General features: G+C 58.4%; 19 protein-coding genes and 8 tRNA genes. 2 read left to right on the top strand and 25 right to left on the bottom strand.

Annotated features, from left to right (window positions below; all coding sequences use genetic code 11):
- Positions 1-44: 44 nt before the first annotated feature.
- From fucP to DWX75_RS09635, 5 genes are all read right to left on the bottom strand, one after another.
- The gene (gene fucP / locus DWX75_RS09655) at positions 45-1,385 is read right to left on the bottom strand and encodes an L-fucose:H+ symporter permease (RefSeq protein ID WP_118016106.1); all 1,341 of its coding nucleotides are present in this window, start codon (positions 1,383-1,385) and stop codon (positions 45-47) included.
- Positions 1,386-1,475: 90 nt separating this feature from the next.
- Entirely contained in the window at positions 1,476-2,159 is a 684-nt protein-coding gene (locus tag DWX75_RS09650; RefSeq protein ID WP_118016105.1) for a class II aldolase/adducin family protein, read from the bottom strand.
- A 12-nt stretch (positions 2,160-2,171) separates the two neighbouring features.
- A complete protein-coding gene (locus DWX75_RS09645; protein WP_118016104.1) occupies positions 2,172-2,612 on the bottom strand; it encodes an RbsD/FucU family protein in 441 nt (146 codons plus the stop codon).
- The gene (locus tag DWX75_RS09640; RefSeq protein ID WP_118016103.1) at positions 2,606-4,081 is read right to left on the bottom strand and encodes a rhamnulokinase family protein; all 1,476 of its coding nucleotides are present in this window, start codon (positions 4,079-4,081) and stop codon (positions 2,606-2,608) included. Before DWX75_RS09640 ends, DWX75_RS09645 begins: the two co-directional genes overlap by 7 nt.
- Before the next feature lie 36 nt (positions 4,082-4,117).
- Entirely contained in the window at positions 4,118-5,911 is a 1,794-nt protein-coding gene (locus DWX75_RS09635) for an L-fucose isomerase (RefSeq protein WP_118016102.1), read from the bottom strand.
- 271 nt (positions 5,912-6,182) lie between these two features.
- On the opposite strand from DWX75_RS09635, the gene DWX75_RS09630 reads away from it, so the two are divergent.
- Positions 6,183-7,058 (top strand): AraC family transcriptional regulator, encoded by an 876-nt coding sequence (locus DWX75_RS09630; RefSeq protein WP_118016101.1) that lies wholly within the window; start codon positions 6,183-6,185, stop codon positions 7,056-7,058.
- A gap of 53 nt (positions 7,059-7,111) precedes the next feature.
- Here DWX75_RS09630 and DWX75_RS09625 read toward each other — a convergent pair whose 3' ends face one another.
- Positions 7,112-7,330, bottom strand: coding sequence for a hypothetical protein (locus tag DWX75_RS09625; RefSeq protein ID WP_147671578.1), 219 nt, complete (start codon positions 7,328-7,330; stop codon positions 7,112-7,114).
- Positions 7,331-7,510: 180 nt separating this feature from the next.
- Between DWX75_RS09625 and DWX75_RS09620 the strand changes: the two genes are divergently transcribed.
- On the top strand, positions 7,511-8,401 hold the full coding sequence (locus DWX75_RS09620) for a LysR family transcriptional regulator (RefSeq protein WP_233519561.1): 891 nt from the start codon (positions 7,511-7,513) through the stop codon (positions 8,399-8,401).
- On the opposite strand, the gene fliB is transcribed toward DWX75_RS09620, so the two are convergent.
- The 19 genes from fliB to DWX75_RS09525 all read right to left on the bottom strand — a co-directional run bounded on the left by fliB (position 8,375) and on the right by DWX75_RS09525 (position 22,518).
- Entirely contained in the window at positions 8,375-9,283 is a 909-nt protein-coding gene (gene fliB, locus DWX75_RS09615) for a flagellin lysine-N-methylase (RefSeq protein WP_118016118.1), read from the bottom strand. The two genes, DWX75_RS09620 and fliB, sit on opposite strands and share 27 nt — an antisense overlap.
- A gap of 7 nt (positions 9,284-9,290) precedes the next feature.
- The gene (locus tag DWX75_RS09610) at positions 9,291-10,526 is read right to left on the bottom strand and encodes a phenylacetate--CoA ligase family protein (protein WP_118016098.1); all 1,236 of its coding nucleotides are present in this window, start codon (positions 10,524-10,526) and stop codon (positions 9,291-9,293) included.
- 14 nt (positions 10,527-10,540) lie between these two features.
- A complete protein-coding gene (locus tag DWX75_RS09605) occupies positions 10,541-11,134 on the bottom strand; it encodes an indolepyruvate oxidoreductase subunit beta (RefSeq protein ID WP_233519559.1) in 594 nt (197 codons plus the stop codon).
- Complete coding sequence (iorA, locus tag DWX75_RS09600; protein WP_118016097.1) at positions 11,131-12,984, bottom strand: indolepyruvate ferredoxin oxidoreductase subunit alpha; 1,854 nt, start codon at positions 12,982-12,984, stop codon at positions 11,131-11,133. The genes DWX75_RS09605 and iorA overlap by 4 nt, the downstream gene beginning before the upstream one ends.
- A 556-nt stretch (positions 12,985-13,540) precedes the next feature.
- Positions 13,541-14,101 carry a universal stress protein gene (locus tag DWX75_RS09595; protein WP_118016116.1) on the bottom strand — a complete coding sequence of 187 codons (561 nt, stop codon included), beginning with the start codon at positions 14,099-14,101 and terminating at the stop codon, positions 13,541-13,543.
- A 21-nt stretch (positions 14,102-14,122) separates the two neighbouring features.
- Complete coding sequence (locus DWX75_RS09590) at positions 14,123-15,340, bottom strand: ABC transporter permease (RefSeq protein WP_118016096.1); 1,218 nt, start codon at positions 15,338-15,340, stop codon at positions 14,123-14,125.
- A complete protein-coding gene (locus tag DWX75_RS09585) occupies positions 15,321-16,433 on the bottom strand; it encodes an HlyD family secretion protein (RefSeq protein WP_118016095.1) in 1,113 nt (370 codons plus the stop codon). The genes DWX75_RS09590 and DWX75_RS09585 overlap by 20 nt, the downstream gene beginning before the upstream one ends.
- Before the next feature lie 26 nt (positions 16,434-16,459).
- Positions 16,460-16,942: a MarR family winged helix-turn-helix transcriptional regulator gene (locus DWX75_RS09580; RefSeq protein WP_118016094.1), complete on the bottom strand. Its 483-nt coding sequence runs from the start codon at positions 16,940-16,942 to the stop codon at positions 16,460-16,462.
- Positions 16,943-17,023: 81 nt separating this feature from the next.
- Positions 17,024-18,667 (bottom strand): EAL domain-containing protein, encoded by a 1,644-nt coding sequence (locus DWX75_RS09575; RefSeq protein WP_118016093.1) that lies wholly within the window; start codon positions 18,665-18,667, stop codon positions 17,024-17,026.
- A 24-nt stretch (positions 18,668-18,691) separates the two neighbouring features.
- On the bottom strand, positions 18,692-19,816 hold the full coding sequence (locus tag DWX75_RS09570; protein ID WP_199497582.1) for a DUF362 domain-containing protein: 1,125 nt from the start codon (positions 19,814-19,816) through the stop codon (positions 18,692-18,694).
- A 357-nt stretch (positions 19,817-20,173) separates the two neighbouring features.
- Positions 20,174-21,622, bottom strand: a complete 1,449-nt coding sequence (locus DWX75_RS09565; RefSeq protein WP_118016092.1) for a lipase family protein — start codon at positions 21,620-21,622, stop codon at positions 20,174-20,176.
- Positions 21,623-21,698: 76 nt separating this feature from the next.
- Positions 21,699-21,784, bottom strand: a tRNA-Leu gene (locus DWX75_RS09560).
- Between the two features lie 5 nt (positions 21,785-21,789).
- Positions 21,790-21,876, bottom strand: a tRNA-Leu gene (locus tag DWX75_RS09555).
- 49 nt (positions 21,877-21,925) lie between these two features.
- Positions 21,926-22,011, bottom strand: a tRNA-Leu gene (locus DWX75_RS09550).
- Between the two features lie 44 nt (positions 22,012-22,055).
- Positions 22,056-22,141: transfer RNA gene (locus DWX75_RS09545), tRNA-Leu, on the bottom strand.
- 26 nt (positions 22,142-22,167) lie between these two features.
- Positions 22,168-22,256 (bottom strand) — tRNA-Leu (locus tag DWX75_RS09540).
- 18 nt (positions 22,257-22,274) lie between these two features.
- Positions 22,275-22,348: transfer RNA gene (locus tag DWX75_RS09535), tRNA-Gly, on the bottom strand.
- Positions 22,349-22,358: 10 nt separating this feature from the next.
- Positions 22,359-22,434, bottom strand: a tRNA-Thr gene (locus tag DWX75_RS09530).
- A gap of 8 nt (positions 22,435-22,442) precedes the next feature.
- A tRNA-Phe gene (locus DWX75_RS09525) sits at positions 22,443-22,518 on the bottom strand.
- Positions 22,519-22,565 lie beyond the last annotated feature (47 nt).

The raw sequence follows: 22,565 nt of genomic DNA, 5'->3' as shown, positions 1-22,565 counted from the left end.
AAGAGAGCTGCCCGTACAGGCAGCTCAGAAGGGGAATGACTGGGTTAATCCTTCACATTGCGGAAGGCCAGGGAGTACGCCAGGACCACGGCAAAGCAGAGGACCGGCAGATAGAAGGCCGAACGAATGGCCGTCTGCTCCGGGGTGAAGCCGCCGACCAGGAAGGCAAGCGTGCTGTTGTCAACGAGAGCACCCATGATCGGTGTAATGATGGCACCGCCGAGAATGGCCATGATGAGGCCCGCGGCGCCGAACTTGACCTCAGCACCGAGACCGCGCAGCGCGATGCCGTAAATCGTCGGGAACATCAGCGACATGCAGCCGGAAATGCCAATCAGGCAGTAAATCGAGACATCAATCGGCAGATAGATCGTGCCAAGGCAGCAGAGGATGCCGCCCAAGGCAAAGACAGCCATCATCTTCGCCGGCGTGATGTACTTCATGAGCCACGTGCATATCCAGCGGCAGCCGATGAAGAGGAAGATCGAATAGATGTAGAAGTTGGCGGCCTCTGCCTCAATGACGTGCAGGTTGGCCATCGCATACTTGATGGTCCAGGTCCAGACGGCAATCTGTACGCCGACGTAGAAGAACTGCGTCACGACACCGAACGTATAGCGCGGCAGATGGATGAGGCGCGAAAGTGCTTCCCTGACGGTGATTTCCTCGCCGGCATCCTTGTCGTTGAGCTTGCTGCGGAAGAACGCACACCAGATGATAAACGCGATGAGAATCAAACCGACATACGGCACGCACACCCAGAAGAGCTCGACATCGCGTACAGCCGTGAGCTGCTCCGGCGTCATGGCCAGGCGATCCTCGAGCGTGGCCGGATTCAGATGCGAGAGGATGACGTATTTGGCGAGGAACAGGCCAGCCATGGAGCCGAGCGGGTTGAACGCCTGCGCAAAATTCAGGCGGCGGACGCTCGTGGATTCATCGCCCAGGGACAATACAAAAGGATTACAGGTCGTCTCGAGGACCGACAGGCCGCCGGCCAGAACGAAAATCGAAACCAGGAACAGATTATAGCTTTGCAGGATGGCCGCCGGGATGTAGCCGAAGGCACCGATCATGTAGAAACCCAGGCCGACCAGGACGCCCACGCGGTAGGAATACCGCTTGATGATAAAGGCTGCCGGCAGGGCCAGCACGGCATAGGCACCGTAGAAGGCGACCTGTACCAGGGACGAATCGACCGCTTTTATCATGAATATTTTGGCAAATGACGGCACAAGATTATCCGTCATGTTGTTGAGCAGGCCCCAGAGTGCAAAGCACGTGACGAGCAATCCGAAATAGAACCGGTATTCCTTCGGCACGACAGGCGCAGAAGCCTCCTGTACCTCTGGCTGCACAGCAGCTGCAAACCCTTCTTCTTTCATACTAGCCCTCCTTCGGGAAACGGCCCGCCTGGACGTCAGGCGAGCGCTCTTTCCTGATTTTCTCTATCGTTATCTTCTCAAATCCTGTTCTCAATTCTCTGCATAATGACGGTAGCCGGGATGACGGCCCGTCACGCCGTAATAGCTGCGGAGTTTGATGAGCTTATCGATGTTCTCCTTCGAGATCTCCTTCGGCCCGCCGAGCTGATAGGCCACGAGGTTGATCTTCGCGAAAAGCTCGACCGTCTCCATCTTGTAATACGCGCCGATGAGATCAGCTCCCAGCGTCAGGGCACCGTGATTCTCGAGCAGGACAGCATCGTGGTCCTGGATGTACGGGGCGATGGCCTCCGGCACCTCATATGTGGATGGCGTGCCATACGGCGTGATGGGAATGGAGCCGAGCGATACGACCGTCTCAATCATATCGTAACGGTCCAGGGGAATATGGGCCACGGCAAAGCCCGTAGCCGTGGGCGGATGTGCGTGCAGCACGGCACCGACATCCTCGCGGTCCTTGTAGCAGCGCATGTGCATCTTGATCTCCGAGGACGGGCGATACCCTTCTTTGGCCTCGAGTACCTTGCCCTCCGCATCGATGCGCACGAGCTTTTCCGGCGTGATGAAACTCTTGCTGATGCCTGTCGGCGTAGCCAAGAACGTCCCGTCGTCGAGCTTGACGGTTACATTGCCGTCGTTGGCTGCCACCCAGCCCAGCTGCCACATCTTATGGCAAACATCGCAGATTTCTGCTTTAATTTCTTCGTAACTCACGTAATTTCCTCCTCAATCCTGCACGACGCCTTTTTGCAGCATAACATTCGCATAGACGGCACTCTCGCCCGTCGTCACGATGGCATACGCCGTACTGGCTTCTTTATAGAACGCGAAGCGTTCGATCGTGCCTACGGCCTCCTTGCCGCGTGCATCGTGGCGCGAAACAATCTCTTTGTACGTATCCCAGATCGGTGTCTTGACGGGATCGCCTTTCATGACTTCCATGAGACTGACCGGTTTCTCGACGTAGGCGTCGAGCGGCATGACCTGCAGGATGGCGTCCAGGAGTTCCGGCACGCCGTGCCCGTCGCAGCGCACGACCTTGCAGTTTTTGCCCACCGATTCGGCCGGGAAATTGCCGTCGCCGATGACGATGCGGTCGCTGTGTCCCATCTCGCAGAGCACCTTGAGTAATTCCGGCGATAAAATATGGGGAATGCCCTTCAGCATGATGTAATCTCCTCCCATCTGTGATATTCCTGCTGCCAGCGCTCCGCCTGCTGCGGCTCATACGTCCGGATGTCCTCCGAAGCCTTGATGATCTGCCGCGCTTCGCGCAGGCTGCCGATGGCGCCTGTCGAAAGCAGCTGCAGGGCGATGTTGCCGAGTACCGTGGCCTCGACCGGCCCGGCCAGCACGGTTTTTGCGCAGGCATCCGCCGTCATCTGGCAGAGCAGCCGGCTCTGGATGCCGCCGCCAATCATGTGCAGGCGCGGATACGTGCGGCCGAGACAGGTTTCAAGTTCCAGCGCGGCCTGATGGTAACGCATGGCCAGACTCTCATCGATGCAGCGGACGACGGCACCGACGGAATCGGGCACAGGCTGCCCGGTCCTCCTGCAGTATTCGCGGATCCGCTCCGGCATATTGCCGCTTGGCACGAACTCCGGAGCGTCGGGATGAATAAAGGATTGGAACGGTTCGGCCGCTTTTGCCAGCTGCTCGAGCTCGCCGAAGGAATAGTCCCTGCCTTCCCGCTGCCACTGGCGGCGGCATTCCTGGATCAGCCAGAGGCCGATGATGTTCTTGAGGAAGGATGCCTTGCCGCCATAGCCGCCCTCATTCGTGATATTCGCCTGTTCCGAAGCTTCGTTGATGACGGGCTCGGGAAGTTCCGTGCCGAGCAGCGACCAGGTCCCGCATGAAAGGAACAGGAAATCCGGCTCCTCCGTCGGCACGGCCGCCATGGCACTCTGCGTGTCGTGTCCCGCCACGGCTATCACCGAAGCCGGCGCCAGGCCGAGCTCCTCGCAAAGCGCTGCATCGAGCTGCCCGATGCACGTCCCCGTCGGAATGAGTTCCGGCAGGATGCCCTCCGGCAGAAACAGGGCGGCAAGGACGCGCCCGGACCAGCATTTCTTCCTGGCGTCTAGCATCTGGCTCGTCGATGCAATGGAGTATTCTGCCCTGCATGCTCCTGACAGGAAATAATTCAGGAGATCCGGCATGAACAACAGGGTCTTTGCCCGTGCGAGCACTTCCGGCCGCTGTTCCTTGAGTGACAGCAGCTGAAAGAGCGTATTGATCGGCATGATCTGGTTGCCGGTGATACCGTAAAGCTCCTGCCGTGAAATATGGCGAAAGGCTGCTTCAACCATGCCGGCCGTGCGCGCATCCCGGTAGTGAACGGGATTCTCGAGCAAGTTCCCGCGCTCATCCAGCAGGCCAAAGTCAACGCCCCAGGTATCGATGCCGACACTGGCAAACGGCCCGGCCAGATGCGCCTTGGTCATGCCCTGCTTGATCTCGTGGAACAAGCGCAGGACATCCCAATACATCGTACCGCGGACCATGACGGGATCGTTGGCAAAACGGTGTACCTCCTCCATGTGGATGGTGCGGCCGTCGAACGTGCCGACGACCGCCCTGCCACTGGAGGCACCGAAGTCAAAGGCGAGCACGCGTTTTTCTTCGGTCATCCTATCTCCTCCAACTCAGCGCTCATGAAGCGCTTTTTATTTATACATCGGGCCGTATGCCTGGCAGGCACGGTAATCCTGTCCCTCTTTATCCATGCCGAAGGCATTCCAGGCCGCCGGACGGAAGATATCCGCCTCCGGCACATTGTGCATGCAGACCGGGATGCGCAGGATCGAGCAGAGCGTGATGAGATCCGCACCGATGTGTCCGTACGTGATGGCACCGTGATTGGCACCCCAGTTGTTCATGACATCGTAAGCCGACTTGAAGGCACCTTCGCCCGTGAGGCGCGGCGTGAACCACGTGCAGGGCCAGGTGTAATCCGTGCGCTTCCAGAGCTTGTCGGAAACTTCATCCGGCAGATTGACCGTGTAGCCCTCAACGAGCTGCAGGACAGGGCCGACACCCTTGACGATATTGACGCGGACCATCGTGGCCGGCATCTCGCCGCGCGTCAGATAGCGGGACGAGAAGCCGCCGCCACGGAAGTAACCATTGTCGGCCGGGCACCACTGCGTGGCATCGAGGCAGGCTGTTTGGTCGCTCTCCGTCATCTCCCAGAACGGCTTGATGACGGAATTACCTTCGCTGTCCTTGACTTCGCCGCAGGCATCGAGGCAGGCTGCACCCGAATTGATGAGATGCAGGAAGCCCTTGCCTTCCTTGGCCTTGCCTTCGAGCTCGTAGCCCGTCGCCTTCTTGACGGCCTCCGGGCTCCAGTACGTGCGGACATCGGCAAAGATCTGCGCACGATTCGTCAGGAGCTTGTTGAAGAGCATGGCCACGCCGTTGAGCGTATCGTTCTCCGTCGCGAGGATATAGCTCTCACGCGCGCCATCCCAGTCAAACGACGAATTCATGAGCGCTTCGGCGAAATCGCCATTCGGGTAGAAATCCGTCCACTGGCGCTGTCCCTGGAAACCGCCGGCAATCGCATTGTGTCCGACCGCTTCCTCTTCGCAGCCTTTCGGCAGATTCGGATTGCCATTGTAGAGGTCCTTCATGATGCACATCATCTTGACGACAAATTCCCAGGCCTCTTTTTTCTGTTCGTCCGTCTTGCGTGCAAAGTCCGGATTCTTGTCGAAGCCTTCCTTGCAGTGTTCTTTCGTCCAGGCCAGTGCCTTCTCATATTCCTTCTGGTCGTAGATGCCTTCCGTCATGCGGCGGATGATCTCGACCTCATCGACCGACTCGATGCGCATGCCGAGATATTCCTCAAAGAAATCCGGATTGATGATGGAACCGCCGATGCCCATCGTGATGGAGCCGATCTGCAGATACGATTTGCCGCGCATCGTCGCTGCTGCCACAGCCGCCCGGCCGAAGCGAAGCAGCTTGACCTTGACGTCCTCGGGGATCTCCGTCGCATCGGCCTCCTGCACATCGTGACCGTAGATGCCGAAGGCCGGCAGGCCCTTCTGTGCATGGCTCGCGAGCACCGAAGCCAGGTAGACGGCACCCGGGCGCTCCGTGCCGTTGAAGCCCCAGACGCCCTTAATGGTCATCGGATCCATGTCCATCGTCTCGGACCCGTAGCACCAGCACGGCGTAACCGTCAGCGTGATATCGACGCCGGCCTTCTTGAACTGATCGGCACAGGCAGCGGCCTCCGCCACGCGGCCAATCGTCGTATTGGCGATGATGACCTTCACGGGCTCGCCGTTCGTATAGCAGAGATTCTCCTCAAAAAGCTTCTTGGCAGCCTGGGCCATGCCCATGGTCTGCTCCTCCAGCGAACCGCGCACATCGAGAACGCCGCGGCGTCCATCGATCGTCGGACGGATGCCAATTACCGGATAATCACCAATCAATCTGCTCTTTGCCATGCCTGTTTCCTCCTAATCTATTGTCTGAAGATTGCTTAACCTTGATTACGCGTTCAGTATACCATTGAAAACAGGCTTCTTTCTCGTTGTATCTTATGGTAAAATAGTACTATATTATCTTATTGTATATTTTATATATTCTGAGAACAATTTCAGCAAAAATTAAAATTGACCACAAACAAAAATATTCAACCTCATTTTCAGCAAAACAGCAAGATTATTACATTTTATAAGACAATATTATCTTTTTCTTTGAAAGGGTGTTTGCCATATGAAGCACGATGGATATAACGAATTTCGTCAGCGCGGCCGCTTCGATTTCCCCATTGAATTCCACCACGTCGACCGCCATCACCCGCGTTTCTACATGCCGTATCACTGGCATATGGAATACGAGATCGATCTCGTCGTCAGGGGATCCGTGACACTCACGCTCAATGAGTCCCAGGTCCACGCGGAGGCTGGCGACATCATCTTCATCCGCGACGGCGTCGTGCACGGCGGTCATCCCGAAACCACGGACACGATTTACGACTGCATCGTCTTCGACATGAAGAAGATGCTGGCCGGCAGCCATACGTTCCAGGACCGGATTGAGGATGTCCTCAAGCACGTCACGCTCATCAACAAATATCTGCCGGCCTCCACGCCTGACATTCCGCGGCTCATACAGCACCTCTTCCGCAGCATGAAAGAGGAGCACACGGGCTACGAGCTCGTCGTCACGGGACTGCTCTACACCTTCTTCGGCTTCATCTTCCAGCAGGGCCTTTACCACGAAGCCGCATCCCTCCCCCTGCGGGAGCACCGCCGCAAGCGCATCACGCAGCTCAAGCAGACCTTCCAGCTCATCGATTCCCAGTACCAGCAGCCTCTGACACTCACCGACCTCGCACAGGCGGCCAACCTCTCGCCCAATTACTTCTGCCGCTTCTTCCAGAAAATCACGCATCACAGCCCCATCGACTACCTCAACCGCTACCGCATCGAGATGGCCTGTCTCAAGCTCACCCACACGAACGATTCCATCACGGAAATCGCCTTCTCCTGCGGCTTCAACGATGTCAGTTATTTCATCCGGCTCTTCCGCCGCTACAAGGAAACCTCGCCGCGCAAGTACAAGCAGCTCATGAAAGAGGGCAAATAAAAAAAGCCATCGCCCAAGCGACAGCTTCCTGATTTTCACGATTTTCTTGATTTTCAGCGGTCCGTGCCGTCCTGCTCGAGAACGATATCGGGGTAATCCGGGCTGTGCAGACTCACATAGCTCGTCGTGCTCATCTGTACGGCATACCGGTCCACCGGCGTGGTCAGGCCAGCCTTGCCCACGCGGGCATCGGCAGCCGCAATATTCATGAGAACAACCATGATCCAGATAGCAGCAATGACCACACAGGCCAGCAGTTTCTTCGTCGTCATGACAATCACACTCCATTCTTTCTGTCTCTATGAACCATCTCGGCGCCGTTCCTTTTGACACCTTTATTATCGCACAGCCGCGCCCGCTTGAAAAACGGATAAATCTGATTGATATATCGGAAAAACCGATTGATTCAGGCAGGATGCAGCGCTACAATAAGCTTGGAATGGAGGATTGCCATGACTCTTTTGCAAATGCGTTACTTCCTGGCCGTCTGCCGCTGCCAGAACATCACTCACGCGGCCACCGAACTCCACATCGCTCAGTCCACGCTGAGCCAGTCCATGCAGGCCCTCGAGGACGAAACGGGGCTCAACCTTTTCCTGCGCGCCGGGCGCACGATCGTGATCAGCCAGGCCGGCCAACAGCTCGCGCAGAAACTCGCGCGGCTGCTGCAGCAGGTCGATCAGGTGGAGGGCGAGATTCGCGATATGGCGATGCGCCACAACAAGGTCCGCATCGCCATCCCGCAGCAGCAGGCCTCCTATCTCCTGCCTTACCTGCTCAGCGAGTTCCAGCAGCAGCACCCCGAGATCCAGCTCGACATCACGGAGCCATACGGCCTCGAAGCCGCCCGCCTCGTGCGTGATGAAAAAGTCGACCTGGCCGTCGTCAACTCCGACGACAGCAGCCTGCCGGACGTCCACTACCGCCGGCTTGCCTCGCGCCCCATCTGCTTTGTCGTCTGGGAAGATCATCCGCTTGCAGGCCGCACGAGCATGACGCTTGAAGAAGCCGCCGGCATGCCTGTCGCGATGCTTTCCGAAGGATTCTACGTGACGCGCGTCGTCCTGCGCACCATGCATCAGCGCGGGCTTACACCAAACGTGCGCTATTTCTCGCCGCATCTTTCCACGCTCTACAGCCTGCTGCGCCATCAGGCGCTGCCCGCCATCCTCTTCGAACGTTCCTTAGCCGAAATGCCGGGGCTCGTCACGATTCCCTTTACCGAAGGGCTCAAGCTCACGGGTGCACTCCTGACAAAAAAGAACCGCCAGTCCTCAAAGGACCAGCGGCTCGTCATGAAATTCATCCTCGAAAAATTATCGGCCATTCCCGATCAGGAATGACGAGGACTCTCTGCCGCACGCCTCGATGAGGTGTGCGGTATTTTCTTCATCGTATTCAATCTGCTCCGACCAGCGGCGCACGGCCTCCGGGAAATCCTGCAGCGAAGCGGCCAGGAGATAGATGAAGGCCGCATTGCCGCGCGCATAAGCAGCAAGTGCTCCGATGCCATACCGGGGCACCTTGTCGAGCTGGCGGTAGAGGATGTACGAGGTCAGGCGCCCTGCCACAGCCTCTCCCTGCGCCGCAAAAAGCTGCGCATACGATAAAAGCAAGGCATCACCAGCCGCCCGCAAGGCAGCGAGCTGCCGCGTCCAGACAGCATCGATGGGCTCTGTCGCCTCCATCTGTTCGAGCAGGAACGACATCTGCCCCCTGGTCAGCCGTGCAGGCGGCCGCAGCCAGGCATCCGGCACCGGATAGCCCAGGAACATCAGCAGGGCCGGGAAAGTAAAGGACTGACTATCCCCTTCCGCGTGGAAGCACAGTTCCTTTGCTGCAAGCAGCAGCTCCGTGGCCTTCTCGCAGGCCAATCCGAAGCCGGCGAGCTCTATCTTGCCGCAGAGCGCGAAAAAGCGCGGATGCATCGTGCAGATTTCACAGAGATTCTCCTCACCGAGGCCGAGCACGAGGCGGCAGAGCCCGTCTGACCTCAGGAACGGGCAGCGCTCATCTGCCGTGAGCCGGAACGAATACGTCCCGTCATCGCATCGGATCTTCCGCCTCAGTTCATCGCCCAGGGGGCCGTCAAGCGAAAGATACCAATGCGCCGTATCGCTGTCAACATCGATTTCCCAGCCGCGGCAGCAGGTATGGCGGCAGCCGCCGGCCTTGCAGGCAAAGTCAGCGGCAAAGTCCGGCCAGATCGTGATGATCCTCTCCATCGCATTCTCATTCATAACGCGTATCGATCACGCGCTTCGTCTTCTTCTCCGAGCGCGGCAGCACGCCGATTTCCACGACCTTGACGAGCGGCGTGAAGCCGATGCGGCTCTTGACGCGCTCGGCGATGCGTTTCGCGAGGTCGAGGAAGTCCACGCTGCCGTTTGTCTCGACATAAAGACGCATCGTGTCCTTGCCGTCGAGATGCGAGATATGGATCTGATACTCGCTCGAAACTTCGGGGAAGGTCCGGAGGATTTCCTCGATCTGTGCGGGGAAGAGATTGACGCCCTTGATCTTGACCATGTCGTCCGTGCGTCCCTGAATCGTGTCGAGGCGCGGGAATTTGCTGCCGCACGGGCAGGCTCCCGGCAGGATGCGCGAGAGGTCATGCGTGCGGAAGCGGATGAGCGGCGCGCCCTCCTTGCGCAGCGTCGTGATGACGATCTCGCCCCACTCGCCATCCGGCAGCGTCTCTCCCGTCTGCGGGTCGATGATCTCGATGTAGACGTAATCATCCCAGTAATGGATGCCGTCATGCGCATCGCAGCTGATGCCGATGCCCGGGCCGTATATTTCCGTTAACCCGTAGATATCGTAGGCCTCGATGCCGAGCTTCTCACAAATGGACTTCCTCATCTTCTCGCTCCAGCGTTCCGAACCGATGATGCCCTTGCGCAGATGGATTCTGTCCCCGATGCCGCGCTTCTCGATTTCCTCGGCGAGCAGCAGCGCATACGACGACGTCGCACAGAGCACCGTGCTCTTCATATCCATCATCATCTGCAGCTGCTTTTCCGTATTGCCCGGCCCCATTGGCACGGCCATGGCCCCGAGCTTCTCGCAGCCCGCCTGGAAGCCGATGCCGGCCGTCCAGAGCCCGTAGCCCGGCGTGATCTGCACGCGGTCCAGCTTCGTCACACCGGCCATCTCATAGCAGCGCGCAAAGAGCAGCGCCCAGTCCTCGACATCCTTTTTCGTATAGGGCACGATGACCGGCTTGCCCGTCGTGCCGGACGACGAATGGATGCGCACAATCTCCTCCTCCGGTACGGACATGAGGCCGAGCGGATATGCGTCACGCAGATCCTTTTTCTCCGAGAACGGCAGCTTCCTGAAGTCCTCCGCGCTGTCCACATGGTCGATACCGTACTCCTCGAGGCGTTTGCCGTAGAAGCTGTCGGCCCTGCGCAGCGCCTTGATGCGGCTGTTGACGAGTTCCAGTTGTTCGTTTGTGATTTCCATAAAAACTACCTCTCTTACTGCTTGTCCCCTTCGGCATAATAGGCCAGCGCACGCTCATTGAGTGCGACAAAGCGCGGCTTGACCTTATCACGGATGGCCCCTAGGAGCTCCTCCTCCGTCAGGAAATCCAGCGCACCGCTCTTGAGGGCTGCACCGAGCATGACGACATTGAGAACCTTCGGATTCCCGAGCTCCTGCATGGCCTGCCAGCCATCGATGACGAGGAGGTCCGGGACCGCCTTTTGCAGATACTCGATCATTTCCCTGCCGGTATAATCCGTCCCCTTGAGCGCCGCCGTCACGGGCATCACGGGATGAGAATTGACCACGACCGTGCCGCCGTCCTTCAAATACGGCAGCATGCGCACGGCCTCCGCGGGCTCAAAGGCCAGCAGGAGGTCTGCCGTGCCACGGCGGATCATCGGGCTCATGACGCCCTCGCCGATGCGCAGATGACTAAAGACCGAACCGCCCTTCTGGGCCATGCCGATGGTTTCAGCGCTCATGACCGGCAGCCCCTTCTTCATGGCCGCTGCGGCGATGAGTTTCGACGCGAGCACCGTGCCCTGGCCGCCCACGCCCGTCAACAAGATATTCTTCTGCATCATGCCCTGCCCCCTTCCTTTTTATCTGCCGGTGCAAATTCCTTCACGGCAATCGCATCAAACGGGCAGATTTCGCGGCAGATGCCGCAGCCCGTGCACTGCGAGGCATCGATCGTCACGCGGCCATCCTCGATGACAATGCCGGGACAGCCGATCTCGCGGATGCACTTCTTGCACATCCGGCACTTGTCCGGCAGGATTTCAGCAAGTCCCAAAGGCTTGACGAGCGCGATGCACGGCGAGCGGAAAATGATGGCCTTGAGCCCCGGCTCAGCTGCCACTTCGCGGACGACGGCCACGGCCTTCTCAAGGTCCAGCGGGTCGACCGTGCGCACCGTCTGCACGCCGACGCCGCGCAGGCTGTCTTCAATCGATACCTTGTCGACGATCTGGCCCATCATCGTATGGCCGGTACCGGGGTGCGGCTGATGGCCCGTCATCGCCGTCGTCGAATTGTCGAGCACGACGAGCGTCATGTCCGCCTGATTGTAGATGCCGTTGACGACGCCCGTCAGCGCTGAGGCGAAGAATGTCGAGTCGCCGACGAAGGCAAAGCACTTCATGCCCGGCGTCACCGCGCCGATGCCCTGGGCGATGTTGACGCCCGCGCCCATGCAGAGGCAGGTATCGACCATGTCGAGCGGCATGGCATTGCCGAGCGTATAGCAGCCGATATCGCCGCAGAACACGCTCTTCTGGCCCTTCATCGCGAGCTTCACCGCGTAGAACGACGCGCGGTGCGGACAGCCCGCGCAGAGCACCGGCGGCCGCACAACCTCGCAGGGTACGGGCGGCAGCTCCCGCCGCTTTGCCTGCGGCCAGCCCATGAAACGCGCCACGTCGTCATAGACGGAATCGCGCGTATTCTCGCCGGCCGTACGGACATCGCCCGTGAGCTTGCCGCGAATCTTCACGGGCAGCTGATACTTGCCGCAGACATACGTGAGCGCGCGCTCGATGACAGGATCGAGTTCCTCGAGGCAGAGCACCTCATCGAGTCCCTGCAGGAACTCCACGGCCTTTTCCTCGGGGAACGGGAACGGCGTCGAAACCTTGAAGACGCGCGGTGCGCCTGCGCCATGCTCCTGCAGCGTCTCCACGACATACGGATAGCTGACGCCATGCGTCGCGATGCCGCGGCGGCAGCCCCGGTCCGCAGCCGGCAGCACCTTGTTGCGCGCATACGCCGAAAACGTCTTGGAAAGTCCCGCATTGCGCGCCTCGATCTCCTGATGCGCGCGATACGAGAGCTTCGGGAAGATGACCCAGCGCGCCGGATTGCGCACGAAGCCCTCCACCTCATGCTGCACGTATTCCTCGGGGTCCTTGACCTGCAGCGACGCATAGCCATGGTCGATGCGCGTCGTCGGCCGCAGAAAAACCGGCGTATGATACTCTTCCGAGAACGCAAACGCCTCCTGGATCATCTCATAGGCTTCCTGTACGCTCGAGGGATCGAAGCACGGCAGCTTCGCGAACGCGGCGAAATGGCGCGTATCCTGCTCCGTCTGCGAGGAAATCGGCCCCGGATCGTCGGCCACGAGCACGACCATACCGCCCTTGACGCCGAGATACGCAAGGCTCATCAAGGGGTCAGCCGCCACATTGAGCCCAACCTGCTTCATCGTCACGAGCGCGCGCGCACCGGAATACGCCGCACCGGCCGCGACCTCCATGCCGGCCTTTTCATTCGTCGACCACTCCACGTGGACGTTCCCGTCCGGATTATGCCGGGCTATCGTCTCCAGCACTTCCGTCGACGGCGTTCCCGGGTAGCCTGCCACCACATTGACACCGGCGGCCAGCGCCCCCATGCCGATGGCTTCGTTGCCCATCCAATACTCTGTATGCATCTCCTGATCCCGTCCTTCAATCGTTAAAATACACAGATACCCTTTCATTATACTATAAAATTCCACTTTGAGTAGACAAAACTTACAATATGTACAAAAATACACACAAAAAAATCCTCCCCGTCAGGGAGGAGGATCGTTAGATGTGTTCCTGTCTCGTCAGTTGACACTCCCCATGCGTAAACGCAGGGGATTCTTAATTCAACGACCGTTGCAAATCGACCTAAGCCTATTCGTCTTACACAATCTCCAAAAGCGTAAATTCCCATGTGTCCCACGGTATTTGTGTATATGAATGCTTGTTATCTTTACAGTCGCAAGGTCTTTAAATTACGACAGGTTGATACACGCAACCTCAACCCGCTAAGAACTGGTTGCTCGCAATGAGCCTTGGTTTTCGATTCGTCCAGTATCTATTATGGCGAGGCTTCTCCTTTCTTTCGTATTCTTTAGGTCAAGTTCATTATACTACGAAAGCTGGCAGTTGTCCGCCTTCAATTGCTTACGCAAATTCGGCGGACGCGCCTTATATCCCCAGCCCTAAAGGAACGGGGTTTTACGGCGCATTTTGATAATCGTCTTTGCTGTCCCAGTCATCGGGCAGACCCTTGACGATGAGCACGGGACACGGCGCACACTGCAGTACGTAATGCGACACCGAGCCCACGAGCAGGCTGTGGAAACTGCCGAACCCCCGGCTGCCCATGACGATGAGATCACTGTGCTCCTGCTCGGCGACCTCACAGATTATCTCGCCGGGCGTGCCGACCTCCACGCGCGTCCTCGCCCGTATCTCCTGCGGGATCACGTGCATCATATCCGCCAGGAACTGATAGGCTGAGATCTTGAGCTCGGATGGCACGTAGCCGCTGAGGCTGACCTGCTCAAAGGCGGCCACATGCTTGTTGAGGTCGACGACCATCAGGAGCGTCAGCGCCGCCCCCGTCACCGCCGCGAGATGGATGGCCTGATTGACCGCCGCGAACGCCTGTCCCGAACCATCCGTCGGCACGAGGATGCGCCGGCAGGAAATCTCCTGCTTCGGCCGCGACTGGATATCCGCGATGAGCCTGGCCGTATCCGGCCGCCCTTCGTGTCCCTCTTCCTGCTTGATCATCGTCATCGCTCCTTTCCCTGCTCATGCTTCCGGCACGCCTGACACACCCGCGGGGCGCGCTTCCTTTTTCTCCGCGGCAAGCTCCTGCAGCTGCTGGAGTTTCTTCTCATCAGCCAGCCGCTTCAGCAACGCCTTGCGTGAACCGTAGAACCGCCAGCAGAGCAGGATGGCAACGATCCCCATGAAGACGAAGAACGCCCCGAGCTCCTGCGAGATATCCGCCATCCCGGCGCCCCTGGCAATGATGTCGCGCACAAAATGGAATTCCCACGTCAGCGGGAAAACATGCGAGACGGCCACGACCCAGTCCGGATAAAACGAGATTGGCCCTGTCGGACCGCCGAAGATGAAGCCCCCCGGGATAAACAGGATCATGCGCGACGACGCGATGCCCGGATTTGCCGCCGTCCAGCCGAAAATCAGGCTCATCATGCCCACCGTCATCACATAGAAGCACTGGATGATCAGGAAGGTCAGGAGATTGCCTGAAAACGTCATATCGCCCAGCGTGTGCAGCACGCCCATGCCGAGCACGAACGACACGATGAGGCAGGCCCCGTACGGGATCAGCCGCAGCACGAGATCCCAGGGTGTGCCCTCCAGAAGGATCTTGTCAAGCTGATGCGTGAGCCGCAGCCGCGGCACCATGCCGATGGTCGCGAACGTGAAGAACATGGAACCGAAGAAGAACAGGAACCCCTGCGTCTCCACGTTGTAATTCGAGCCATTCGGATTGAAGAGCACGCGGTCCGCGAGGCTCACAGTGCCGGCATCCGAATCATTCGTGCTGCCCGGATCGCCGGCTGCCGCCGCATTGTCGAGCCCGATAATCTCATTGAGCGCCAGCTTGACGTCGGCCGTCTGTGCCGTATTCGTATTGTCGTAGAATACGCCGATATTCGTCGCCGTTCCCGTGTAGCGGTCCTTCTCGAGATTGTGCGGGAAGTACACGACGGCGATGGCCCGGTCGCGGTAAAAGAGCTCCTTGGGATCGACCGGCGTGTTGAGTACAGCCGTGACCTTCATGTACTCCGACGCATTGATGCGGTTCGTCATCTCATGGCTGTATGACGAATTGTCGAGGTCGATGACGACGACATTCGCATCGTGCGAGAAATTGCTGCTGAGCATGATGCCGAGCAGCACCGTGACGACCATGGCCACCATGATGCAGACCTTCTCGTACGGCATGCCCTGTCCCGAGAACAGAAAACGGATCTCATCTTTTAGTGAATTCACGGTCGTTCACCCCAATGGTCATGCCCGGGACGACACCGTCCTGCGGGTCGATATAGATGCGCACCTGGAAGGCGGTAAGGTCGGCCTGCCCCTTCTCGCGCGACTGCTTGAGATCAGCAAAGCCCGGCGCCTGCGTCAAAAGCTTGATGGTACCCGTGACCTGCCTGCCGCCAGCGACCGTTGTGCCCGTGATGGTATCGCCTTCCGCGAGGCCCCGCGCCTGCTGCTCGCTGATGTAGATATCATAATAGCTGCGGTTGCTCTGCAAGAGGATGACCGGCGTATCCGCCGTCACCATCTCGCCCTCTTTCGAGAGCACCTTCAGGATCTTGCCGTCCTCCGGCGCCCGCAGCGTCAGACGCTCCTTCTTGACCTGGAGCTGCTGGAGCTGCACGGAGAGCGCCTGCTTCTGCTGCACGAGCGCATCGATATCGTTGCTCATGTTGCCGGCCGTCTGGCGCTGCTGCTCGATAGTCGGCAGGCTTAAAGAGTCCGTGTCACCCGTATCCTTCGCGCCCGTCAGGAGCTTGTCGAGGAGCTGCTGCTGCTGCTCGACACTGGCCTCGGCCACATTGAGAGCCATCTCTGCATCATCAAGCTGCGACTTCGCGATGGCCCCCGCGTCGAGCAAAGCCGATTTGCGGTTGTAATCGATGCGGCTGTTCTTGAGCGTCGCCTGCGCGGCCGCGACGGCTGCGCGCTGCTGGTCGATCTGGCGGAAACTCTGCGTCTCGTCGTTATCGGCCTGCATATAGCTCAGCGCCTGCTTGCCTCCCGTCGAGCGGATCTGCGCATCGAGCTGGGCAATCTGCGCCTTAAGCTGCTCGATGGCAAGGTCCGTATCCGTCGAATCAATTTGCATGACGACATCGCCGGCCTTCACCGTATCGCCCTCCTGCACCGTCACCTGCTGCAGGCGGCCGCTGACGCCATCAAAAGCCATCTTGACCTGCTCGGCCGTCAGGATGCCCTCTTTCTTCTCCATGCCCAGCGCGATGGCATCATGCCCCTTGTACATGAGCAGCAGGCCGCCCACGATGAGCAACGCGATGAAAACCACGCCGGTGCGCAATGCTTTCTGTCTCGTATTCATCCAAAATCCCCCTCATCTGCGATGCATCAGCCCGACATCTTCTTGAGCAGGCGGCTGAGCTCCTTCTGCTCGTCCTCCGTCAGGCGCTCCATGAGCTTCGTGACGCGCAGGTAATGCGCGGGCAGCAGCCCATCCATGAAGTCGCGTCCCTTCTGCGTCAGGCACGCGAGCTTGCCGCGCGCATCCTTCGGGTCCGGCAGGATCTCCACTATGCCTTCCCGCTCGAGGCGCTGCAGCATCGTGCTGACCGTCGCCTTTGCCACGCCCACCTTGGCCGCAACCTGCGAGGGCGCGATGCCCTGCGGATGCTGATGCAGCACGATGAGCAGGCAGAACTTCCCTTCGGACAGATGGTACTCCCGCTGCAGCACATCCATGACGGACTGCTGCACCTCCTCACCAGCCTGCTTGATTTCGAGCATCGCAATCACGGCCGATGGATTGATTTCGGGGATGATTTTTTTATGGCGTGCGAGCTCTTCCCAGCTCGGCAGCATTTCCCGTTTCATGTCCCATTCCTCCAGAAATTAGTTAGCTTACTAACTAATAGTATAAAAAAATTGCCTCGTTTTGTCAAACGAGGCAACTTTTCAGGCAAGTGTATCCAGGCGATTGGCCTCGCAGCCGATGGCTTTGCCCTGCACATCGGCCGTGCGGATCATGCAGAGATATGCGTCACTATCGAGATGCGGGATGCGCATGATGATGTGGCTCTTCCAGACGGGACCATGACCGCGCCACTTCGTGCGGAACATGCCGCAGAGAATGCCGTTTTCCGCGGCTTCCAGCCGATCATCGAGGTTATCCGTGCGGAAAAATTCTTCATAGCGCAGCCAGTCATCCTCGCAGACATACATCTCTTTGTAAAGTGTCATGCTATCCTCGAGCGAAAACGAACGCCCGTTGAGCTTGCCGCTCGGACTCGTGAGCAGCAGGAGCTGCTGATGCTTGAGGTCCAGCGTAAAGATGGCATCGTAGAGGTAGAAGATACCCTTCATCATCTTTTCCGGTGTCAGTTTCTCTTCTTCGCGGATCTTTGCCTTGCTGCGGCAATGGATCTCGAACAGGCAGCGCTGCTCGCGCTTCACGACGAGGCCAGCATCCATGCGGATGATCGTGTCGCCCTGCGCATAGGAAAATTCCTCAGGCTCTCCCGTCCGCGCGAGGCGCAGCAGGCCATGATGCAGATAGCGCATTTCCGGGTCATACGAGGAATTGAACGCTTCTTCCCATTCTTCTGCGCCATCCTCCGCGCCCTGCCAGAGCAAATCGGAGCAGCTCCTGTTGGCAAACAGCAGGTGGAACTGACGCGCATGGTACTCAAGCAGCATCAGGGGCTGCTCCGTGAGGAAATCCACGCGTGCAATTGCATCGTAATACGACTTCCAGTTCCAATCCTCGATGCCGATGCCCTGCTCCAGGCAGGCCGCGACGCTCTTGTCGTACGGCATGGGCCGGCCGAGATAATAGCCCTGGACCTTCTCGCAGCCGCTCTCCCGCAGGAAATTGAACTGCTCCTCCGTCTCCACGCCCTCCGCCAGCGTGCGGTTGCCGATGCGCTTGTCCATTGCGATGATCGAAAGGATGATGTCGCGCGCCCGCTTCGTATCGCTCTTGAGGAACGCCATATCCATCTTGAGTACATCGAAGCGCTGATCCTTGAGGAAATTCAGCGTGGAATAGCCGCTGCCGAAATCGTCCATCCAGATTTCATAGCCCGCCTCGCGGAACTTGTCGAGCGACGTGCCGATGACCTTGACGCGGTCCGTCAGGATACTCTCGACGACCTCAAGATGCAGCATGCTGCGCGGCATGTCATAGCGTTTGAGCGTATCCTCCACCACCGAAAAGATATCACAGGTGATGAAATTGAGGCGCGACAAGTTCAGCGATACCGGCACCGCCTGACGTCCGGCCTTGCGCAGCCGTGCGAAATTGCGGCAGACGGCCTCAATCATGTAGCGGTCGAGCTTATCGATGAGATTGTGCTGTTCGAGCACACCGATGAACTGCGGCGGCGTCAAAAAGCCATACGTCGGGTCATCCCAGCGGGCCAGTGCCTCCATGGCACAGAGCCTGCGCGAGATGGTCCGCACGATTGGCTGATAATACGCCTTGATCCACCGTTTCTCGATGGCCTCGTCGATATGACGAACAATATAGCCCCGCGGCATGCTGCTGCGCTTGAGCGGCTTCTTTTTCTTATCCGATTGTCCCGGCAATGCTTCCGCCATAAAACACGCCTCTTTCCCCTAAGCTTATTTGAGCGTAACGAGCTCGTATTCTCTCGTTCCCAGACCGATCTTCTCCGCATGCTCCAGCGTCTCACGCCAATGCACGTTGGGGTTGTTGTCCAGGAAGTGATCGTGATGATGATGCCAGTCCGGCTTGGCCAGATTATCGGCGAGCTGGCTGTTCGGCAGCGGCGTCGCCTTCAGGCAGGCGTCAGCGCAGGCCTGGTCGAGTGCGACCGGGTCAAACGAAGCGAACATGCCGATATTCGGCAGAATCGGGGCATCGTTCTCGCCATGGCAGTCGCAGTTCGGCGAGATATCCATGACCATGTTGACATGGAAGCACGGACGATCCTGGCAGACGGCCTGTGCGTACTCCGCCATCTTGCGGTCAAGCTTGTCGCCGGCATCCCACTGCTCATTGCTGATGGCGCTGAACGAGCAGGCACCGATGCAGCGGCCGCAGCCCTTGCAGAGCTCCGGATCAATCACGGCCTTGTTGTTGACGTAATGGATCGCGTCCGAGCCGCACTCCTTGGCGCACTGGCGGCAGCCACGGCAAAGCTCCGTATCAACGACACACTTGCCTGACGAATGCTGCTCCATCTTGCCGGCGCGGCTGCCGCAGCCCATGCCGATGTTCTTGATGGCACCGCCGAAGCCCGTCGCCTCATGTCCCTTGAAATGTGCGAGGCTGATGAAGACATCGGCATCCATGACGGCACGGCCGATTTTTGCCTTCTCCACGAACTCCCCGTTCTTGACCGGCACCTCAACGTCATCCGTGCCCTTGAGGCCGTCGCCGATGATGATCTGGCAGCCCGTCGTCGTCGGATTGAAGCCGTTGAGATTCGCGCAGTCCATATGCTCGAGCGCATGCTTGCGGCTGCCGGGATAGAGCGTATTGCAGTCCGTCAGGAACGGGCGGCCGCCCTGCTCCTTGACGAGATCCGCGATGACCTTCGCATACTGCGGGCGCAGGAAGGCCATATTGCCGAGCTCACCGAAATGCATCTTGATGGCGACGAACTTGCCGTCCATATCAATCTTCTTGATGCCCGCAGCCACGCAGAGCGTCTTGAGCTTCTGCAGGAGATTTCGTCCCACCGGCACGCGAAAATCCGTAAAATATACCTTGGCTTTCTCCATGATGATCCTCCATCCAATACACATATTTAACTGTATACATTTATTCGACACAACTGTGAAAATTCCCTCTCACTGTCGTTCAAAAGAATGACCGCCCCGCAAAAAAACAAATAAAATAACCATCAGCGGCTTTCTCGTCACCACTGATGGTTATCCGTGAGATAGGAACGATTCGATCATTGAGTTTTTCCCTTTGGACTCGTTAACTAGCCCATCGGAATTACCTCCCATCCTGAGTAAGTTCGTCGGCTGTCGGGAAAGGTGAACCCTGCCTTTCCTTTGGCTTGATTTTATTATACCGGAAGGGCGGCCAAAAGTCAATATAATTGTAAGAATATTTTATGTATTATGTATTCGTTATGACAGCCCGAGTGCGCGGTCGCGTTCCTCACGTCCCAGGAACTGCAGGCAGCTCGCTGCTTCGAGCGGTGTCATATCGCGCGTCGTCATGCTGTGCGACTGCATCGTCAGGAGATGCCCCTGGAGATCGTAGAGCTCCTCCACAAGACTCAGCCGGTATACTCCCTCCTGCGTGCGGCTGCCCTCGGCGCGCAGATGCGTCAGCAGCACTGACTGGCAGCCGGCCTGACGTGCCGCAGCCATGAGCGACGGCAAATCCGAAGCGGCCTGCTGCGAAGCCGGCGCGAAGACCATCGGTGCATACTGCAGGGCGAGGGATTCCGTCAGAGATCGCCGCATGTACGCTGCATCGTCTGTCAGATGCGTGTCAAGCTGCAGCTCCGGGCCCACGACGTAGAGACCGCCGGAAAGTGCCTTGGGCTCGTGCGCCGTCAGCGGCGTAATTATCCCCTCCGGAGTCTCATCGTAATAACTGCGCAATGCATCGTCGAGATACACGACCATCTGATGGGCAAAGCGGTCGCTGTTGCGGTTCTGGCGCCAGCGTACCTTCTCGCCGAACTGCACGAAATGTCCCGAAAGCGACTGCAGCACCGCCGCCACGGGATCCCCCTCCATGACCACGCGTGTGAGCGCAAAGCGCGACTCGTAGCGTCGCGCAAAAGCCTCATCGCCGACGGCTGGCGCCCCGAAGGTGATGACGCGCAGCTGCTCTTTGGGCACACCCATGTCGGAAAGACGCGCCGCTGCCAGCGTCGCCGCCGCACCACCAAGACTGTGACCCGTCAGGCAGAGGATTTCCTGCGGCCTGGCCAAGAGCTCTGCCGCCAGCGCTTTCCCAGCCGTCTGGCCCTGCAGGGCTTCCACCGGTGTCGTGAAAAGCGCCGTCATCGTGTAATCATCAAAGCCCTTATGCACCATCGGCAGCGGAGCCTCCTGCCGCATCCCGCCGGCGGCCGCAGCCGCAAACTCCTGTGGATTCGTGCCGCCGAACGGCACACGATGCGTCTTGAGATCGACCTCGACATCCTTCTTGCGTTCCGTTCCCGGGAACGACAGGATCATAGCCTGCTTCCCCTCGGCAAGCTCCTTGCGCACGAGATGGAAGCGCCCTTCTGCCACGGGCGAGACGGTCTCATGGCTCGCAATCGACCAGCCTGATTCTCTGAGCCATTCCCGCGCCAGCAGGCTACGGTCATCCCCATACGAAGCCAGCGATACCACCGCCGCCGTCAAGAATAATGCCTCCTGCTGCTCTTTCTTGCGCTGCACCGCGTCCACGGCCGCAGCCACTGAAACAGGAGTCACCACCTGCTGCGAAGTCGTCGTCTCCGCCGCAGGCGTTGCCAAGGCCGTGACAGCGAAAAGCCCCGGCATGCTGCCCGTTCCCAGCAGCAGACCAAGCAGCAGCGGCACGGCCCGCCGCCTCCATCCCCATCTTTCCATGACAGCATCCCTTTCTATGAAACTGGTATCCAGATACAGAAAAAGCCCAGATAAAAATCTGAGCTTATACTTCAAATGGTGCGGTCGATGGGACTTGAACCCATACGTCTTGTGAACACTACCCCCTCAAAGTAGCGCGTCTGCCAATTCCGCCACGACCGCGTAAATGGTGCGGTCAAGAGGACTTGAACCTCCAAGGTGTTGCCACCACTAGCGCCTGAAGCTAGCGCGTCTGCCAATTCCGCCATAACCGCATAATATGTAATTTTTATGAAAACAGCACCAGGTGCCGTTTTAAGCAAATGGTGCGGTCGATGGGACTTGAACCCATACGTCTTGTGAACACTACCCCCTCAAAGTAGCGCGTCTGCCAATTCCGCCACGACCGCATAATGAAGTTGTAAAGAGCTTGTAAAAATGAGGAAAATTTGAATGGTGCGGTCGAGAGGACTTGAACCTCCATGATGTTGCCATCACTAGCGCCTGAAGCTAGCGCGTCTGCCATTCCGCCACGACCGCATGATGAAATTTTACAAGGCAATAGTTGGTGCCGAGGACCGGAATCGAACCGGTACGGTTGTTTCCAACCGACGGATTTTAAGTCCGTTGCGTCTGCCAGTTCCGCCACCCCGGCAGTATCTGGAACAATTAATGGAGCGGGTGATGGGAATCGAACCCACGTGATCAGCTTGGAAGGCTGGAGCTCTACCATTGAGCTACACCCGCATAAGCAAAGTGGAGCTGGCGAGAGGAATTGAACCCCCAACCTGCTGATTACAAGTCAGCTGCTCTACCAATTGAGCTACACCAGCTTGAAAAATGGTGCCTCAGAGCGGAATCGAACCACTGACACGGGGATTTTCAGTCCCCTGCTCTACCGACTGAGCTACCGAGGCATCTTAACAAGTTGAAAATATTATAACACATTGCTGTGCAATAAGCA

Source organism: Mitsuokella sp. AF21-1AC (genome assembly GCF_003458855.1).
In the GTDB taxonomy this organism is placed as follows: Bacteria; Bacillota; Negativicutes; order Selenomonadales; family Selenomonadaceae; genus Mitsuokella.
The sequence above is the reverse complement of the archived record's forward strand: the minus strand, read 5'-3'. Positions and strand labels throughout refer to the sequence as shown.

Coding starts and splice junctions, on each gene's coding strand:
- fucP (WP_118016106.1), bottom strand. CDS start 1,385: ATGAAAGAAGAAGGGTTTGCAGCTGCTGTGCAGCCAGAGGTACAGGAG.
- DWX75_RS09645 (WP_118016104.1), bottom strand. CDS start 2,612: ATGCTGAAGGGCATTCCCCATATTTTATCGCCGGAATTACTCAAGGTG.
- DWX75_RS09640 (WP_118016103.1), bottom strand. CDS start 4,081: ATGACCGAAGAAAAACGCGTGCTCGCCTTTGACTTCGGTGCCTCCAGT.
- DWX75_RS09635 (WP_118016102.1), bottom strand. CDS start 5,911: ATGGCAAAGAGCAGATTGATTGGTGATTATCCGGTAATTGGCATCCGT.
- DWX75_RS09630 (WP_118016101.1), top strand. CDS start 6,183: ATGAAGCACGATGGATATAACGAATTTCGTCAGCGCGGCCGCTTCGAT.
- DWX75_RS09625 (WP_147671578.1), bottom strand. CDS start 7,330: ATGACGACGAAGAAACTGCTGGCCTGTGTGGTCATTGCTGCTATCTGG.
- DWX75_RS09620 (WP_233519561.1), top strand. CDS start 7,511: ATGACTCTTTTGCAAATGCGTTACTTCCTGGCCGTCTGCCGCTGCCAG.
- fliB (WP_118016118.1), bottom strand. CDS start 9,283: ATGGAGAGGATCATCACGATCTGGCCGGACTTTGCCGCTGACTTTGCC.
- DWX75_RS09610 (WP_118016098.1), bottom strand. CDS start 10,526: ATGGAAATCACAAACGAACAACTGGAACTCGTCAACAGCCGCATCAAG.
- DWX75_RS09605 (WP_233519559.1), bottom strand. CDS start 11,134: ATGATGCAGAAGAATATCTTGTTGACGGGCGTGGGCGGCCAGGGCACG.
- iorA (WP_118016097.1), bottom strand. CDS start 12,984: ATGCATACAGAGTATTGGATGGGCAACGAAGCCATCGGCATGGGGGCG.
- DWX75_RS09595 (WP_118016116.1), bottom strand. CDS start 14,101: ATGATCAAGCAGGAAGAGGGACACGAAGGGCGGCCGGATACGGCCAGG.
- DWX75_RS09585 (WP_118016095.1), bottom strand. CDS start 16,433: ATGAATACGAGACAGAAAGCATTGCGCACCGGCGTGGTTTTCATCGCG.
- DWX75_RS09580 (WP_118016094.1), bottom strand. CDS start 16,942: ATGAAACGGGAAATGCTGCCGAGCTGGGAAGAGCTCGCACGCCATAAA.
- DWX75_RS09575 (WP_118016093.1), bottom strand. CDS start 18,667: ATGGCGGAAGCATTGCCGGGACAATCGGATAAGAAAAAGAAGCCGCTC.
- DWX75_RS09570 (WP_199497582.1), bottom strand. CDS start 19,816: ATGGAGAAAGCCAAGGTATATTTTACGGATTTTCGCGTGCCGGTGGGA.
- DWX75_RS09565 (WP_118016092.1), bottom strand. CDS start 21,622: ATGGAAAGATGGGGATGGAGGCGGCGGGCCGTGCCGCTGCTGCTTGGT.